The sequence below is a fragment of the Thiemannella venezuelensis genome (genome assembly GCF_014203605.1).
GTDB lineage: Bacteria > Actinomycetota > Actinomycetes > Streptosporangiales > Streptosporangiaceae > Planomonospora_A > Planomonospora_A venezuelensis.
The window spans coordinates 113,322-128,527 of record NZ_JACHJJ010000006.1; the positions used below are offsets into that span (position 1 = coordinate 113,322).

Below are 15,206 nucleotides of genomic sequence, written 5' to 3' on the forward strand. Positions count from 1 at the left end.
GCATCATGTTCTACGGTCTGCTCATTATCGGCAGGCGCGCCGGCTGACAAGGGACACCGCCGGCGCGCAGACCTCTCACGTCCGTGAGGGGTCTTTCTTGTTTCTCGGGCCGAGAACGGGCGCGCGGCGAGGCACCGACCGCGAAGGAGACAACCGATGACCGACGACCGCTTCCACGTGTACGACACGACGCTCCGTGACGGCGCCCAGCAGGAGGGGCTCAACCTCACGGTGGCCGACAAGCTCGCCGTCGCGCGGCACCTGGACGGCCTGGGCGTCGGCTTCATCGAAGGCGGCTGGCCCGGCGCCAACCCCAAGGACACAGAGTTCTTCCGGCGGGCTCGAACAGAGCTCGACCTGAAGCACGCGCAGCTCGCCGCGTTCGGCGCGACCCGCCGGGCCGGTGTGAAGGCAGCCGACGACCCACTGGTGGCCGCACTGCGCGAATCCGGCGCGCCGGTCGTGACCCTTGTCGCCAAGAGCCACGACCGGCACGTGGAGCTGGCCCTCCGCACGACTCTCCAGGAGAACCTCGCGATGATCCGCGACACGGTCTCCCACCTCCGTGCGGAGGGCCAGCGGGTCTTCCTCGACGCCGAGCACTTCTTCGACGGCTACGCGTCCAACCCGGACTACGCGCTGGAGGTGCTGCGCACCGCCGCCGAGGCGGGCGCCTCGGTGATCGCGCTCTGCGACACCAACGGGGGCATGCTCCCCGACGAACTGGCCGAGGTCGTCCACGAGGCGGTCGGCACCGGGGCCAGGGTCGGCATCCACTGCCACGACGACACCGGCTGCGCGGTGGCCAACACCCTGGCCGCGGTCAAGGCGGGCGCCACCCACGTGCAGGGCTGCGCCAACGGGTACGGCGAGCGCTCCGGCAACGCCAATCTCTTCACCGTCGTGGCCAACCTCCAGCTCAAGCGGGGCTTCGACCTCGTCCCCCCGGAGGCGCTGGCCGACATGACCCGCATCGCGCACGCGATCACCGAGGTCACCAACGTCACCCCGAACTCCCACGCCCCCTATGTCGGCGTCTCCGCCTTCGCGCACAAGGCCGGGCTGCACGCCAGCGCCATCAAGGTGGACCCCAACCTCTACCAGCACATCGACCCGGCGCAGGTCGGCAACGACATGCGCATGCTCGTCTCCGACATGGCCGGACGCGCCTCGGTCGAGCTGAAGGGCCGCGAGCTGGGCTACGAGCTGCAGCCGGAGACCTCCCGCGAGCTGGTGGACCGGGTCAAGGACCTGGAGTCGCGGGGCTACACCTTCGAGGCCGCCGACGCCTCCTTCGAACTGCTGCTGCGCGACACCGTGGCGGGCGAGCGCAGGCGGCACTTCTCGGTGGAGTCCTGGCGGGTGATCGTCGAGCGGACCCGCGGCGGGGAGCTGGTCAGCGAGGCCACGGTCAAGCTGCACGCCAAGGGCGAGCGGATCGTCGCCACCGGCGAGGGCAACGGCCCGGTCAACGCCCTGGACCGGGCGGTCCGGGCCGGACTGGAGAAGCTCTACCCCGAGCTGGCGGGAGTCGAGCTGATCGACTTCAAGGTCCGGATCCTGGAGGGCGCCCACGGCACCGACGCGATCACGCGAGTGCTGATCACCTCCAGCGACGCGACCGGGGAGTGGGCCACCGTGGGCGTCGACGAGAACATCATCGAGGCCTCCTGGCAGGCCCTGGAGCAGGCCGTCACCTACGGCCTGCTCCGCGCCGGGCACCAGGCGGACTGACCCGCGGGCCGCTCCGCGCCGGGCACCGGAGGACCGGGACGGCGGGAGAGGGGGGCGGAGGGGGCGGCGTGCCGCACGCCGTCCCCCTCCCGCCGCCCGCGGAACGCGCTAGGAGAGGCCGGAGCCGCTCACCCGGAAGCCGGTCCTGCCCTGGGACGTCTCCACGGTGACCTTCCCGCCGGAGCAGGAGAGCGAGGGCTTGTCCGTGCCGGGCACCACGACGGTGAGCACCGGGCCCGCGGAGGCGGGGGAGACGACCGCGGGGGCGGCCTGCTTCTTCAGGTAGGCGGGGGAGACCCAGCCCTGGTACGGGCCGGTGGCGCCGCGGACGACCTTCGAGGCGAGCGGCCTGCAGGACGGCATGGAGACCTGGACCAGCGTCGCCTTCCAGCCGGTCCGGTCCTTGACCACGACGCGGCCGCCGCTGCTCGACACCGCCGAGAGCTCCGGCGCGAAGTGCCAGAGGGTGCGGACCTTCGAGCCCCCGGGGACGGTGTCCAGCACCGCCATCACGTCCTGCCCGTGGTTGACCAGGACCGAGCGGGTGCGCGGCACGCCGTACGCCCGGTCGGTCAGCCGGAAGCTCTGCCGGTCGTCCTTGATCGAGGACTTGGTCAGCGCGGTGGAGGTCCTCGGGCGGAACCCGGCCCCGGCCACCACCGGCACGTTGTGCGCCTCGGGGGACATCGTCCAGTGGCGGTAGCCGGTGTTCTCGTAGGAGTGGAAGCCCACGTCGACCAGGACGTCGCGGCCCTGGGCGTAGTAGGTCACGCCGAGGTGGTCCTCGTGGCCGTGGTACTTGGCGCCGGGGCCGAACCGGATGGAGTAGAACGCCGACTCCGGCTTGTTCCAGGCGGTCCGGCCGTAGACGTAGCCGTTGCCGAAGACCTTCACGGTCTTCTTCGGGTGGGCGTACCCGACCGGGCGCACGTCCGCGCCGCCGTCGCCGATCGGCACCATGAAGCCGTTGGGCTGGGTGGAGTGGGCGATGAAGCCCTCCAGGGACTTCCAGCGCTCGGTGATCGAGGCGGGCACCTTCCGGCCGCACGCCTCGATGTTGTTCATCGCGACCTTGAGCCGGTCGTGGACGTAGATCGCGTATCGGGGGGCCTGCTCGCGCAGGGCGCCCTGGGAGTCGACGTCGAGCCGGACCGTCTCGGTCAGCCTGCGGATCGCCAGGCTCGACCACTCCTCGCGGCCGTAGCGGCAGCCGATGCCGAGCAGCGCGATGTCCTGGTCGATGCCGTGGTTGTGGCCCTTCTCGTACAGCGCCGGGTTGGCGAGCATCCCGGCGTGCTCGGCGAGGCTCTTGACCAGCCAGGACTCGCTGACGTGCTTGCTGAGGCAGACCAGCGCCGGGGCGCGCAGCGCGATCGGGTGCTCCTGCCAGGCGTACGGGCTGCCGCCGCCGCGCGGGTTGTCCTTCACCCAGTCCCTGGCGATCGCGGTGGCACGCTCCAGGTAGGCCTTCTCGCCGTTGTTCTCGTAGTCGGCGACCAGCCGCCCCATCCAGCGCAGCGAGTGGAAGACCATACTCCAGGAGCGGTTGCGGTAGGGGTCGGTCCGCCAGTTGACGTCCTTGCCCACCTTCACCGGCGGAAGGTTGAGGAATCCGACCTCGCCGCTCATGATCTCCGCGGAGGTCGGGGTGGCGGGCAGCCAGTCGCCCTGGCACTCGGCCGTGCGTTTGGCCTTGTCCGTCGTCTCTGCGGTGCCGGTCGCCTCCGCCGTGCCGGTCGTGCCGCCGCTGGTGAGCAGGAGGGCGATGGAGAGTGCGAGTGCTTGTGTGCGGCGGCGCACGCCAGTTCCTTCCGGGGCAGGTGGGAGAGCTGATTATGCTGTCCGAATCCCACCAAACCGGTCAAGCCGAGGGGGGCCTTTCCCGGCGCATCGTTAGCAACTAGATGCGCGGACGCCGCCCGGGGCCGGGGCCGGGCCGTTCCGGCCCCGGCGGGCGCCGTTTCGCTGCCGGCCCGGCGGTCCCTCATCCGCGGGCGGCCACCGGCTCCTGCCGGGTGCTCGCCCAGATGTCCGGCCGGGGCAGCGGCTCCCCGGCCGCGACCGCGGCCGTCCACTCGGCGGTGGTCGCCACCGAGGCGAAGTTGGAGTCCATCACCACCAGCACGTTGCGGTGGACCTCCTCGGCGGTCAGGCGCCCCGCCCGGTTCGACAGGGCCACGGTGCCGGTCGCGTCCGACAGGAACTCCACGCGCAGCCCCCGGTGGTAGGCGTCGCGGGCGGTGGACTCGTCGCAGTTCTGCGTCATGTACCCGGCGACCGCCACCGTGTCGATCCCGCGGGCGTCCAGCCACCCGCCGAGACCGGTCCCGGCGAAGGCGGAGGCCATCGACTTGTCCGTCAGGAGGTCGTACGGCCTGCCCGCCACCTCCTCGCGCAGCTCCCAGCCGTGCCCGCCGCCGGCGAAGATCGGCGATCCGGCCGGGGCGGTGTGCCGGACCACGACCACCGGCACACCGTGCTCGCGGGCGGTGTCCATGGCCGCCAGGATGGCGGCCAGGCTCTCCTCGCGCGGCGGGTAGGCGATCGGCAGGTTGCCGGTGAAGTACTCGTTCTGGACGTCGACGACGATGAGTGCTCGCTTCATGCGTCCCAGCCTGGCGCGGCGGGCGGCGCACGCGTGAGCGCCGCCTCGGCCACCGGCCGAGAGATTCACGCCATATCGTCGGCCGGGCCGTCGCGGCCGGGCCCGGCCGGGATCCGCGCCACCCGGGGATCCGCGCCATCCGCTCCGGCCTGGCCGCCTTCCTCCTACCGGGCCTGTCCGGCCATGCCGAAGGTCTCCCGGTAGGCCGTGGGGGAGACGCCCACCTGGCGGCGGAAGTGCGGGCGCAGCGCCACCGCCGAGGCGAATCCGGCGCTGCGGGCCACCCGCTCGACCGGCTCGTCCGTCGTCTCCAGCAGCCGCTGGGCGTGCAGGACCCTCTGGTGGAGCAGCCACTGCGCGGGAGTGGTCCCGGTGGCCTGGCGGAAGCGCCGGTCGAAGGTGCGGCGGCTCATCAGCGCGCGGGCGGCCAGGCCGTCCACGGAGAGCTCGCGGTCCAGGTGCCGCAGGGCCCAGTCGAGGGTGTCGCCGAAGGGGTCGCCGGTGGCCGGGGCCTGGACCGGATGGTCGATGTACTGCGCCTGGCCCCCGGCCCGGTGCGGAGGAGTGACCAGCCCGCGGGCGATGCTGTTGGCCGCCTGCGCGCCGTGCGAGCGGCGCACGAGATGCAGGCAGAGGTCGATGCCGCCGGTGCTGCCCGCGGAGGTGAGGATGTCCCCCTCGTCCACGTAGAGCACGTCGGGCCGGACCTCGATGCGCGGGTACATCGAGGCGAGCAGCCCGGCGTAGCGCCAGTGCGTCGTGGCCGGACGCCCGTCCAGCAGGCCGGTGGCGGCCAGCACGAACGTGCCCAGGCACAGGGAGACCACCGTCGCGCCCCCGGCGTGGGCCCGGCGCAGCGCCTCCAGCGCCTCGTCCGGGGGCGGGCCGCCGTCCGTCGGCCGCCGCCAGGTCGGCACGACGACCAGGTCGGCGCCGTCCACGGCGTCCAGGTCGTACGGCGCGGCGAGGGTCATGCCCGCGTCGGTCCGGACCGGGCCGCCCTCGGCGGAGATCACGCGCACGTCGAAGTCCGGCCGGTCGTCCCGCCGCTCGCCGAAGACCGCGATCGGCACCGACGCCTCGAACAGGGGGATCCGGTCGAACATCAGCACCGCGACCGTCGAGAAGCCCGCCGCGGAGAGGTCCGGTGGGGAGAGGTCCGGCGGGGGGAGTGCTGCCGAGGAACCCATGGCGGGATCCTATCGGTGGATGACTTCCCGGCCGCTCACCCGGCGAGGCCGTGCCCCGGCATCGTGGACGGCATGAAGCTCGCCGACATCGCGGTCCCCGAGACCCCCGCCGCCCGCGCCGCCCTGGAGGCGGCCACCGCCTACTGCTCGCCCGCCCTGCTCAACCACTCGGTCCGGTCCTACCTGTGGGCCGCCGCCTACGCCGACGCGCGCGGCATCGCCTTCGACGCCGAGCTGCTCTACGTCTCGGCGATGTTCCACGACATCGGGCTGGTCGCGGAGTTCGACAGCCACACGGTCCCGTTCGAGGAGGCCGGAGGCCACGTGGCCTGGGTCTTCTGCGCGGGCGCGGGCTGGCCGGTGGAGCGCCGGGTGCGCGCCTCGGAGGTGATCGTGCGCCACATGTGGGACAAGGTGGACGTGGCGGAGGACCCCGAGGGGCACCTGCTGGAGCTCTCCACCGGCCTGGACATCTCCGGCCGCAACCCGCAGGACTGGCCCGCGGACCTCAGGGCCGAGGTGCTGGAGCACTACCCCCGGGCCGGGATCGCCGAGGAGTTCGCCGCCTGCATCAAGGACCAGGAGGAGCGCAAGCCGGAGAGCCTGGCCGGCGGCTTCGTCCGCGGCGGCGTCGCCGGGCGCATCGCCGCCAACGCCCTGGACCGCTGACTTCGATCCGCCGGGCCGCCGGCCGCCGTCCGCCGCGGTGCTCCCGGGCGGCGGTGCGGCGGGCGTCCACGCGGACCCGTCCGGCTCCGCCGTACGGTGCTCAGGCCTTGGGGCCCGTGCTCTGCACGACCTCGAACGACCAGAGCTCGGCTCCCGACGCGGCCGGGCCCTGCCCGTGACCGTGCCCCTGCCCGTGACCGTGACCGTGCCCCTGCCCGTGCCCCTGGGCGCCCGCCTCGGCGGCGGCCTGGGCGTGGCCCCGCTGGAAGGCCTGGCTCTCGGTCCAGCGGGCGAAGTCCTCCTCCGAACGCCAGCGGGTGTAGACCATGTAGCGGTCGGTGCCCTCGACCGGGCGGAGCAGCTCGAACCACTCGAACCCGTCGGCCGACTCCACGATCCCGGCCCGGTTGGAGAACCGCTTCTCCAGTTCCTCGCGCATCTCCGCGGACACGGTCAACACGTTGATCTTCACAACCGACATGCGAGCTCCTCCCAGAACGTCTTTCCGATCACCCTACGATCCGCCTCCCGCCCGGCCCCACCGCCCCGCCGGTCGCAAAGGGCGGTACGGCCGGGCGCCGCGGGTCCCGGCCGGCGGCGCCGTACGGCGCGTGGTCCGGCGAACGCCCGCGGCCGCTCCACTAGCCTTGTGGGGTGCGTATCGCGAGGTTCTCCACAGGTGACGGTGTCGGGTTCGGGGTGGTCGAGGGCGGCCCCGGCGAGGAGTTCATCTCCGGGGTCTCCGGGCACCCGTTCGGCCCGATCCAGTTCACCGGCGAGCGCCACTCGCTCTCCCAGGTCAGGCTGCTCGCGCCCATGCTGCCCAGCAAGGTCGTCGCCATCGGCAAGAACTACGCCGAGCACGCCCGCGAGATGGGCGGGGAGGTCCCCGGCGAGCCGCTGATGTTCATCAAGCCGTCCACCTCGGTGATCGGCCCGGCCGAGGCCGTGGCCTACCCGACCGGGCTCTCGGAGCGGGTCGACTTCGAGGGCGAGCTGGCCGTGGTCATCGGCCGGCTCTGCCGGGAGGTCCCCGTCGAGCGCGCCCACGAGGTGATCTTCGGCTACACCTGCGCCAACGACGTCACCGCGCGCGACCTGCAGAAGAAGGACGTGCAGTTCACCCGGGCCAAGGGCTTCGACACCTTCTGCCCGCTCGGCCCGTGGATCCAGACCGAGCTCGACCCCGCCGACCTGGGCATCACCACGACGGTGAACGGCGAGGTCAAGCAGAGCTCGCGCACCTCCAAGCTCATGTACGACATCCCGACGCTGATCGCCCACGTGAGCGCGGTCATGACCCTCATCCCCGGCGACGTCATCCTCACCGGGACGCCCGAAGGGGTCGGCCCGCTCCAGGTCGGGGACGAGGTCAGCGTCGCCATCGAAGGTATCGGCACTCTCAGCAACCGGGTGGTCTCCCGTGATTAGGGTTCGTTTCGCTCCCTCGCCCACCGGCATGTTCCACGTCGGCGGCGCCCGCACCGCGCTGTTCAACTGGGCGCTGGCCCAGCAGGCCGGCGGCCGGTTCGTCCTGCGTATCGAGGACACCGACGCCACCCGCAACCGCCCGGAGTGGACCGAGGGCATCCTCTCGGCCCTGGCCTGGATCGGGATCGGCGAGGAGAGCCCGGTCTTCGAGGGGCCCTTCTTCCAGTCGTCCTTCGAGCCGCAGCACCGCGAGGCCGTCGCCAGGCTGCTCGCCGACGGCCGCGCCTACTACTGCGACTGCACCCGCGAGAAGCTCCAGGAGCGCACCGGCTCCGAGCACAAGGGCTACGACGGCTTCTGCCGCGACCGCGGCCTGGCGGAGGGCGCGGTCCGCTTCCGCACCCCCGACGAGGGCGTCACCGTGGTGGACGACCTGATCCGCGGCCGGGTGGAGTTCCCCAACGACGCGCAGGAGGACTTCGTCGTCGCGCGCAGCGACGGCTCCCCGCTGTACGTCCTGGCCAACGCCGTCGACGACATCACCCAGGGCGTCACCCACGTGGTCCGCGGCGAGGAGCACCTGGGCAACGCCCAGCGCCAGCAGCTGCTCTGGCCCGCCCTGGGCGCGAACCCGCCGGTCTGGGCGCACCTGCCGGTGATCGTCAACGAGCAGCGCAAGAAGCTCTCCAAGCGCCGCGACAAGGTCGCGCTGGAGTCCTACCGCGAGGAGGGCTACCTGGCCGAGGCGATGGTCAACTACCTGATGCTGCTCGGCTGGGGTCCCGGCGAGGACCGGGAGATCATGCCCTGGTCGGAGATGATGCCGCTGTTCAAGCTGGAGAGCGTCAACTCCGCCAGCGCCTTCTTCGACGAGAAGAAGCTGCGCGCCTTCAACGGCGAGTACATCCGGGCGCTCTCCCCCGACGAGTTCGTCCGGCGCTGCGAGCCCTGGCTCGACCCGAGCTGGGACCGCGCGACCTTCGTGAAGGTCGCCGGACTGGCGCAGACGCGCGTCGCCGTGCTCTCCGAGATCAGCGCGAACGTCGACTTCCTCTTCCTGGACGAGCCCTTCTTCGACCAGGCCGCGTGGGACAAGGCGATGAAGGGTCCGGCCGAGGAGATCCTCACCGGCTACCTCGCCCGCCTGGAGACGGCGGACATGGACCCCGACTCCCTGAAGACCGCGCTGGAGGAGGTCGGCGCCGAGCACGGCCTCAAGCTCGGCAAGGCCCAGGCCCCGGTCCGGGTGGCGCTCACCGGCCGGACGGTCGGCCTGCCGCTGTTCGAGTCGATCGAGGCCCTCGGCCGCGAGCGCTCGGTGCAGCGCCTGCATGCCGCCCTCGCGCGGCTGCGAGGCTGATCGCGGCTCTGATACGGCCGGTACGGTGCCCGCCCCGCCAAGGTGCGGGGCGGGCACCGTACGGTCAGCCCAGCAGGCCCCGGCGCTCCAGCAGGGGCTCGATGCGGGGGTCGCGGCCCCGGAACTCGCGGAAGGCGGCCATCACGTCCTTGGAGCCGCCCACCGACAGCAGGGTGGAGCGGAAGTGGTCGCCGTTCTCCCGTGTGAGCCCGCCGTTCTCCTTGAACCAGTCGACGCTCTCCGCGTCCAGGACCTCGCTCCAGATGTAGGAGTAGTAGCCGGCGCTGTAGCCGCCCGTGCCGTCGAAGAAGATGTGCGCGAAGTAGTTCGTCCGGTAGCGGCTGCGGACCAGTTCGAAGGCGGCTCCGGCGCGCTCCAGGGCCGCGGCCTCGAACGCCTCGGCGTCCTGCACGGTCTCGCCCGGGGCGAGCTTGTGCCAGGCCCAGTCCAGCAGGGCCGCGGCGAGGTACTCCACCGTCGCGAAGCCCTGGTTGAACTTCTCGGCGGCCTTCATCTTCTCCAGCAGCTCCGCCGGGACCGGCTCGCCGGTCTCGTGGTGCCTGGCGAAGTTGGCCAGCACGGACGGCCAGGTCGCCCACATCTCGTTGACCTGCGAGGGGTACTCCACGAAGTCGCGCGGCACCTCGGTGCCGGAGACCCGGGGGAAGCGCACGTCGGAGAAGAGGCCGTGCAGGGCGTGGCCGAACTCGTGGAAGGCCGTGTTGACCTCGTCGAAGGTCAGCAGCGTCGGGCCCTCGGCGGGCTTGGTGATGTTGAGGTTGTTCATCACCACCGGGGACTCGCCGAACAGGTGCGACTGGTCCACCAGGTTGTTCATCCACGCGCCGCCGCGCTTGGTGGGCCGCGCGTAGGGGTCGAACAGGAACAGGCCCAGCGCGGAGCCGTCGGCGTTGAACACCTCGTAGACCCGGACGTCGGGGTGGTAGCCGGCCAGGTCCGGACGGTCGGCGAAGGTGACGCCGTACAGCTCGGTGGCGGCGTGGAAGACGCCGTCCTTCAGCACCCGGTCCAGCTCGAAGTAGGGGCGCAGCTCGGAGCTGTCGAAGTCGTAGCGGGCCTTGCGCACCTTCTCGGCGTAGAACGACCAGTCCCACGGCTCGATGGCGAACCCGGCCTGCTCGCTCAGGGCCTCGGCCTCCCTGCGGGCGTTGGCCACCGCCGGGCCGACCAGTTTGCCGAGCATCTCCTCGACGGCCTCGGTGGTCTTGGCCGTCTGGTCGGCGACGGAGTAGGCGGCGTGGTTCGGGTAGCCGAGCAGCGCGGCCCGCTCGGCGCGGAGCCCGGCCATCCTGGCGGCCAGCTCGAAGTTCTCCGGGGCCCGGCCGGTGGAGAGCTCGTACAGCCTCCTGCGGGTCTCCCGGTCCGTCAGCTCGGCCAGGGCGGGCTGGCTGGTGAAGTTGAGGAGCGGCAGGACGTACTTGCCGTCCTTCTCGATCGCCTTGACGGCGCTCTCCGGGAGCCCGTCCAGTTCCTTGGCGTCCTCGACGACCAGCGCCGAGGCGGTGGAGGCCTTCAGCAGGTTCTGCGAGAAGGTCGTGGCGAGGGTGGACAGCTCCTCGTTGAGGGCCCTCAGCCGCTCCTGCTCGTCCTCGGACAGCTCGGCGCCGGCCCGGACGAAGTCCACCCGGTACTTCTCCAGCAGCCAGGCCTCCTCCGGGTCCTCCGTGGCGACCTGCCTGATCCGGGCGTACAGGGCGCGGTTCAGGTGGATGGCGTCGCGGTGCTTGGTCAGCCGGGGGGAGATCTCGGTCTCGATCTCCCGGATGCCGTCGGTCGCGTCGGAGGCGACGATGCTGAAGAAGACGGTCGCCGTCCGTTTGAGGACCATGCCGGAGCGTTCGAGTGCCTCGACGGTGTTGGCGAAGGTGGCGGGCTCGGGGTTGCCCGTGATCGCCTCCACCTCCTGCAGTTGCTCGGTCATGCCGCGCTCGAAGGCGGGCAGGTAGTGCTCCTCCCGGATCTGCGCGAAGGGCGGCAGCCGGTAGGGCAGGGTGCTGGGCGCGAAGAACGGGTTCTCAGCCACGGGGCGGGCTCCTCAGACGCGGACGGATCTCCACAGCAGCGTTACATAACGGGGCATGGATGGGCACTCCGACCTCGGGTGGTTCGCCGTGAGCCGACCGGAAGCAATCGTTTTGGTCTTGGCACTCAAGGTGGGCTATTCTTTCGGAGTCGCCAGGGAACACCGCAAGGGAAGCCCGAAGCGGTGGGGTATGGTGTAATTGGCAGCACGACTGATTCTGGTTCAGTTAGTCTAGGTTCGAGTCCTGGTACCCCAGCTGCAGCTCTCCCCAGAGCTGCTGCGGATGAGGTTCTGCCGCATCCGATCCCAGTGTGCAGGGTCCCGTCGTCTAGTGGCCTAGGACGCCGCCCTCTCAAGGCGGTAACGCCGGTTCGAATCCGGTCGGGACTACCACTGTCACACGTGCAAGGCTCCGTCGTCTAGTGGCCTAGGACGCCGCCCTCTCAAGGCGGTAGCGCCGGTTCGAATCCGGTCGGGGCTACATCGAGGAACCCCCGGAAGCAACGGCTTCCGGGGGTTCTCTGCTTTCCGGATCACCTCTTGATATGGATAACGATGCTATCTATCATTTGGATAGTTCTACTATCCAAACGAAGGGGCAGAAAATGATCACTTTGCTGGCGGACGGCGGCGCGACCGAGATCGAGGGACCGGTCGTGCCGCACGGCACGGAGGTCCTCGGCTGGACGCGCAAGCCGCACGGCTGGTGCCGGGACGAGATGTGCGTCCCGTCCTTCCGGGCCGCGGCGGCCGAGAGCGCCGAGGGCGTGGACCTGGCCGCCTTCGCCGGGCTGCTCGGCAGGGAGGTGGTCTCCGACGGGGACGAGGGCGTGATCGCGATCGGCGAGCCGGCGGAGACCGCGCCCGGCGAGGCGCCGCCGTTCGAGGAGCTGGAGAAGCTGCGCGGCACCAAGGTCGCGCTGGTCTTCTGGGCCTCCTGGTGCGGCTGCCGCTACGACCTCCCCGCCTGGGAGGCCCTCCACCGGGAGCTGGCCGGGCACGGCTTCAGCGTGCTCAGCGTCTCACTCGACCGCGATCCCGGGGACGCGCGCGAGTGGCTGGACGGCGTCACCCACCCGGCGGTGATCGACGCCGACGGCAGGATCGCCGAGCTCTACAACGTGATCAACGTGCCCACGGTGGTCTGGGTCGACGAGGAGGGGCGCATCGCCCGCCCGCAGGACACCATGACCGCCACCGACACCTTCCGGTCGATGAACGGGCTCTCCTCGGAGCGGGCCACCGCGGCGCTGCGCCGATGGGTGGTCGACGGCGAGGCCGGGACGACCCTCCGCGAGCTGCGCGCCCCCACCGGGGACGAGCGCCGGGCCCGGCTGCACGCGCGGATCGCGGCCTGGCTGCTGCGCTCCGGCCGTACGGCCGCCGCCGGACGGCACCTGGCGGAGGCCGCCGCGCTCGCCCCGCACGACCTGGCCGTCCGCCGGGGCCTGATGCCGCTGCAGGGCGTCGACCCGTTCGGCGAGGAGTACTTCAAGGTCCGCGAGGAGCTGGAAGCGGCCGGTATCGCGATCTACCGGCCGCTTCCCGACTGGCAGGAGGACGCCCGCTAGTTGTGGTCGGAGCGGGCCTTGAACAGCGCCCGCTTGGCCGCCTTGCCGACCTGGCGGTCGGGATGGGCCTTGCCGATCGCCTCCAGGAGCTCCTCCAGGTGCGGGTGCGGGACCTTCCAGATCACGTCGAGCAGGGTGACCAGGGTCTGCGCCGGGCCGATGTCGTCCAGGCTGCTGACGAACTCGGGGCGGCCGAGGCCGGCGGAGATGGTCAGCATGTCGAGGATCAGCCAGTGGGTGTCGGACTGGGTGGGCGAGGGGGCGTCCTCGACGCCGAGCTGGGCCAGGTGGGTGGCGGCGTAGGGGCGCAGGGACGGCTCGTCCAGGGCGTCCCACCAGGCGGGCGCGGCCACCTCGCCGAGCGAACCGACCAGGCTGGCGGCCTGGACCCTGACCAGGGCGTCCGCGTCGTCCTCCGCGGCGGCCTTCAGCAGCTCCCTCGCGGCCTGGCCGGGCTCGCGCAGCTCCATCCAGGCGGCGAACTCGGCGTCGGCCTCCTCCTCGGGCAGCTCCGCGCTGAAGGAGAGCAGGTCCAGGGCGGTCATCGCGTCGATGGCGGGCCGGGCGTCGAGCTCGATGTCCTCGTCGTCCACCATGTGGACCACGCCCTCCATGCCGAGCGGCGTCAGCCGTACCTGCTCGTGCTCGACCTCGACCATGCCGTATCCGGCCAGCCAGTCGAGCACCGGGTTGAGCGGGTCGCCGTACCGCCGGGTGGCGGTGGCCCACGCCTCGGCGCCCAGGTCGTCGTACTCGGCGGCGGCCTCGGCCAGCTCGGTGCGGAGCTCGGCCAGGGGTTTGGAGCCGCTGGCGAGCAGCACCCGGACGAGCAGCGCCCGGGTCAGCCCGGACAGGGCGATCGTGGCCTCCTCGTCGTCCAGCTCCGGGTCGCCGTAGTCGACCGAGTGCAGGCCGGTCAGCCAGGCGTCGAGGACGTCGTCGTCGTCCTCGAAGGGCCACTCCGCGGCGTCCGCGTCGACGCTGACGGTGTCCTCGCCCTCGGCCTGGAGGAAATCGAGGTCGATCGCGAGGTTCCAGACGTTCCAGAGCGCGGGGACCGAGTCGGCCGACGGACCGCCGTCCGCCCCGGAGGGCGCGGGGAACCCGAGGACGGCCAGGGCCTCGGCGATCTCGGCGTCGGTGAGCAGGTTCTCCTCGCCGACCCGGCGCTCCTCGCCGACCCAGACGGCGAGGTCGCGGGCCTTGCCGATCAGCACCGTACGGCGGGCGGCCACGGCCAGCTCCGAGTCCGGGCGGAGCCGGATCGTCGGCAGCGCGGCGAGATCGTCCGCGAACGGCTCGAAGTCGCCCAGCCCCTCGGAGCCGTCCTCCTCCTCGTCGTAGTCGTCGCCGTCCTCGGTGACGAGTTCCTCCATCGCGTCGACGACGTCGTCCTCGATCCGGTCGAGCTCGGCGAGCAGGTCCTGGAGCGGGGCCGAGCCCTTCACCAGCCGGCCCGTCTCGGACAGGTAGGTCAGGTAGGCGCGGACGGCCGGCACCATGCCGTCGGCGGCCGCCTCGGGGTCCTCCACCACCTGGGGCATCCGGTCGAGCAGCACCGTGCGCAGATCGGCGCGCTTCCAGCGCCCGACGTCGTCGGAGGCGGTCAGCCGGTGCCAGAGGGCGACGGAGCCCACCAGGTTGGAGTCGCTGCCGGGCGCGTTCTCGCGAGCCCAGAGAATGAATTCTTGGAGCAGGGGACGCAGTTCAGCGGCGGCTGCCTCGATGCGATCTGTCACCTGCCCAGCCTAGGGGCCCGCAGGGGTACTTGCCTCCTCATATCGAGCGGTCCGGCCGGGTGGCGGGGCGGGGCGGCCCCGCCCCGGCTCAGCCGGTCCGCCGCATGGACTCGGTGATGCGCTCGGCCGCGGCGACCACGGGGGCGGCGTGCAGCCGGCCCGGGGTGCGGGTGAGCCGCTCGATCGGCCCGGAGACCGAGACGGCGGCGACCACCTTGCCGCCCGTGCCCCTGATCGGCGCCGAGACGCTCGCCACACCCTGCTCGCGCTCGCCGACGCTGTGCGCCCAGCCCCTGCGCCGGACGCTGGAGAGCGTGGCGGCGGTGAACTTGGCTCCGCGCAGGCCGCGGTGGAGGCGGTCGGGCTCCTCCCACGCCAGCAGGATCTGCGCCGCGGAGCCGGCGAACATCGGCAGGGCCGAGCCGACCGGCACGGTGTCGCGCAGCCCGCTGGCGCGCTCGGCGGCGGCCACGCACACGCGCTCGTCGCCCTGGCGCCGGTAGAGCTGCGCGCTCTCCCCGGTCATGTCCCTGAGCTGGGTCAGGATCGGCGACGCGACGGCCAGCAGCCGGTCCTCCCCGGCGGCCGTGGACAGCTCCGAGAGCCGGGGACCGAGGACGAACCGGCCCTGCGTGTCGCGGGAGACGATGCGGTGGTGCTCCAGCGCGACCGCCAGCCGGTGGGCCGTGGGCCGGGCCAGGCCGGTCGCCTGGACGAGCTGCGCCAGGGAAGCCGGACCGGCTTCGAGAGCGTTTAGCACCAGAACGGCCTTGTCGAGTACGCCGACTCCGCTAGAGTTGTCCATACACCGATACTGCCGTCTCGACATATGAGAAAGCAAGTCGGATCCGAGGCGGTGCGAC

The 15,206-nt window shown here is 71.9% G+C and carries 12 protein-coding genes and 3 tRNA genes; 8 read left to right on the forward strand and 7 right to left on the reverse strand.

Annotated features, from left to right (window positions below; genetic code table 11):
• Positions 1 to 156 precede the first annotated feature (156 nt).
• Positions 157 to 1,734: a citramalate synthase gene (gene cimA / locus FHS22_RS11565; RefSeq protein ID WP_184940953.1), complete on the forward strand. Its 1,578-nt coding sequence runs from the start codon at positions 157 to 159 to the stop codon at positions 1,732 to 1,734.
• 108 nt (positions 1,735 to 1,842) lie between these two features.
• On the opposite strand, the gene FHS22_RS11570 is transcribed toward cimA, so the two are convergent.
• From FHS22_RS11570 to FHS22_RS11580, 3 genes are all read right to left on the reverse strand, one after another.
• Positions 1,843 to 3,534, reverse strand: coding sequence for a heparinase II/III domain-containing protein (locus FHS22_RS11570; protein ID WP_184940955.1), 1,692 nt, complete (start codon positions 3,532 to 3,534; stop codon positions 1,843 to 1,845).
• A 184-nt stretch (positions 3,535 to 3,718) separates the two neighbouring features.
• On the reverse strand, positions 3,719 to 4,339 hold the full coding sequence (locus FHS22_RS11575) for a cysteine hydrolase family protein (protein ID WP_184940957.1): 621 nt from the start codon (positions 4,337 to 4,339) through the stop codon (positions 3,719 to 3,721).
• A gap of 164 nt (positions 4,340 to 4,503) precedes the next feature.
• Complete coding sequence (locus tag FHS22_RS11580) at positions 4,504 to 5,529, reverse strand: GlxA family transcriptional regulator (RefSeq protein WP_184940958.1); 1,026 nt, start codon at positions 5,527 to 5,529, stop codon at positions 4,504 to 4,506.
• 72 nt (positions 5,530 to 5,601) lie between these two features.
• On the opposite strand from FHS22_RS11580, the gene FHS22_RS11585 reads away from it, so the two are divergent.
• Positions 5,602 to 6,198: an HD domain-containing protein gene (locus FHS22_RS11585; RefSeq protein ID WP_184940960.1), complete on the forward strand. Its 597-nt coding sequence runs from the start codon at positions 5,602 to 5,604 to the stop codon at positions 6,196 to 6,198.
• A gap of 100 nt (positions 6,199 to 6,298) precedes the next feature.
• On the opposite strand, the gene FHS22_RS11590 is transcribed toward FHS22_RS11585, so the two are convergent.
• On the reverse strand, positions 6,299 to 6,679 hold the full coding sequence (locus FHS22_RS11590; RefSeq protein ID WP_184940962.1) for an antibiotic biosynthesis monooxygenase family protein: 381 nt from the start codon (positions 6,677 to 6,679) through the stop codon (positions 6,299 to 6,301).
• Between the two features lie 173 nt (positions 6,680 to 6,852).
• Here FHS22_RS11590 and FHS22_RS11595 point away from each other — a divergent pair, with 173 nt between their 5' ends.
• Positions 6,853 to 7,629, forward strand: a complete 777-nt coding sequence (locus FHS22_RS11595; protein ID WP_184940964.1) for a fumarylacetoacetate hydrolase family protein — start codon at positions 6,853 to 6,855, stop codon at positions 7,627 to 7,629.
• Between the two features lie 28 nt (positions 7,630 to 7,657).
• A complete protein-coding gene (gene gltX, locus FHS22_RS11600) occupies positions 7,658 to 8,989 on the forward strand; it encodes a glutamate--tRNA ligase (RefSeq protein WP_221473551.1) in 1,332 nt (443 codons plus the stop codon).
• A gap of 64 nt (positions 8,990 to 9,053) precedes the next feature.
• Here the strand turns inward: gltX and FHS22_RS11605 are convergent, their stop codons facing one another.
• On the reverse strand, positions 9,054 to 11,033 hold the full coding sequence (locus FHS22_RS11605; protein WP_184940966.1) for a M3 family metallopeptidase: 1,980 nt from the start codon (positions 11,031 to 11,033) through the stop codon (positions 9,054 to 9,056).
• Between the two features lie 184 nt (positions 11,034 to 11,217).
• On the opposite strand from FHS22_RS11605, the gene FHS22_RS11610 reads away from it, so the two are divergent.
• The 4 genes from FHS22_RS11610 to FHS22_RS11625 all read left to right on the forward strand — a co-directional run bounded on the left by FHS22_RS11610 (position 11,218) and on the right by FHS22_RS11625 (position 12,604).
• A tRNA-Gln gene (locus tag FHS22_RS11610) sits at positions 11,218 to 11,289 on the forward strand.
• A gap of 61 nt (positions 11,290 to 11,350) precedes the next feature.
• A tRNA-Glu gene (locus FHS22_RS11615) sits at positions 11,351 to 11,426 on the forward strand.
• Positions 11,427 to 11,441: 15 nt separating this feature from the next.
• Positions 11,442 to 11,514, forward strand: a tRNA-Glu gene (locus FHS22_RS11620).
• 124 nt (positions 11,515 to 11,638) lie between these two features.
• A complete protein-coding gene (locus FHS22_RS11625) occupies positions 11,639 to 12,604 on the forward strand; it encodes a TlpA disulfide reductase family protein (RefSeq protein WP_184940968.1) in 966 nt (321 codons plus the stop codon).
• Here FHS22_RS11625 and FHS22_RS11630 read toward each other — a convergent pair.
• Both FHS22_RS11630 and FHS22_RS11635 read right to left on the reverse strand, forming a co-directional pair.
• The gene (locus FHS22_RS11630) at positions 12,601 to 14,343 is read right to left on the reverse strand and encodes a protein-tyrosine phosphatase family protein (RefSeq protein WP_184940970.1); all 1,743 of its coding nucleotides are present in this window, start codon (positions 14,341 to 14,343) and stop codon (positions 12,601 to 12,603) included. The genes FHS22_RS11625 and FHS22_RS11630 overlap by 4 nt on opposite strands.
• An 88-nt stretch (positions 14,344 to 14,431) precedes the next feature.
• Entirely contained in the window at positions 14,432 to 15,148 is a 717-nt protein-coding gene (locus tag FHS22_RS11635; RefSeq protein WP_184940972.1) for an IclR family transcriptional regulator, read from the reverse strand.
• Between the last annotated feature and the right edge of the window lie 58 nt (positions 15,149 to 15,206).

Excerpts from the sequence above, each read along its gene's own strand:
- cimA (WP_184940953.1), top strand. The coding sequence starts at position 157 with ATGACCGACGACCGCTTCCACGTGTACGACACGACGCTCCGTGACGGC.
- FHS22_RS11575 (WP_184940957.1), bottom strand. The coding sequence starts at position 4,339 with ATGAAGCGAGCACTCATCGTCGTCGACGTCCAGAACGAGTACTTCACC.
- FHS22_RS11580 (WP_184940958.1), bottom strand. The coding sequence starts at position 5,529 with ATGGGTTCCTCGGCAGCACTCCCCCCGCCGGACCTCTCCCCACCGGAC.
- FHS22_RS11585 (WP_184940960.1), top strand. The coding sequence starts at position 5,602 with ATGAAGCTCGCCGACATCGCGGTCCCCGAGACCCCCGCCGCCCGCGCC.
- FHS22_RS11590 (WP_184940962.1), bottom strand. The coding sequence starts at position 6,679 with ATGTCGGTTGTGAAGATCAACGTGTTGACCGTGTCCGCGGAGATGCGC.
- gltX (WP_221473551.1), top strand. The coding sequence starts at position 7,658 with ATGTTCCACGTCGGCGGCGCCCGCACCGCGCTGTTCAACTGGGCGCTG.
- FHS22_RS11625 (WP_184940968.1), top strand. The coding sequence starts at position 11,639 with ATGATCACTTTGCTGGCGGACGGCGGCGCGACCGAGATCGAGGGACCG.
- FHS22_RS11635 (WP_184940972.1), bottom strand. The coding sequence starts at position 15,148 with ATGGACAACTCTAGCGGAGTCGGCGTACTCGACAAGGCCGTTCTGGTG.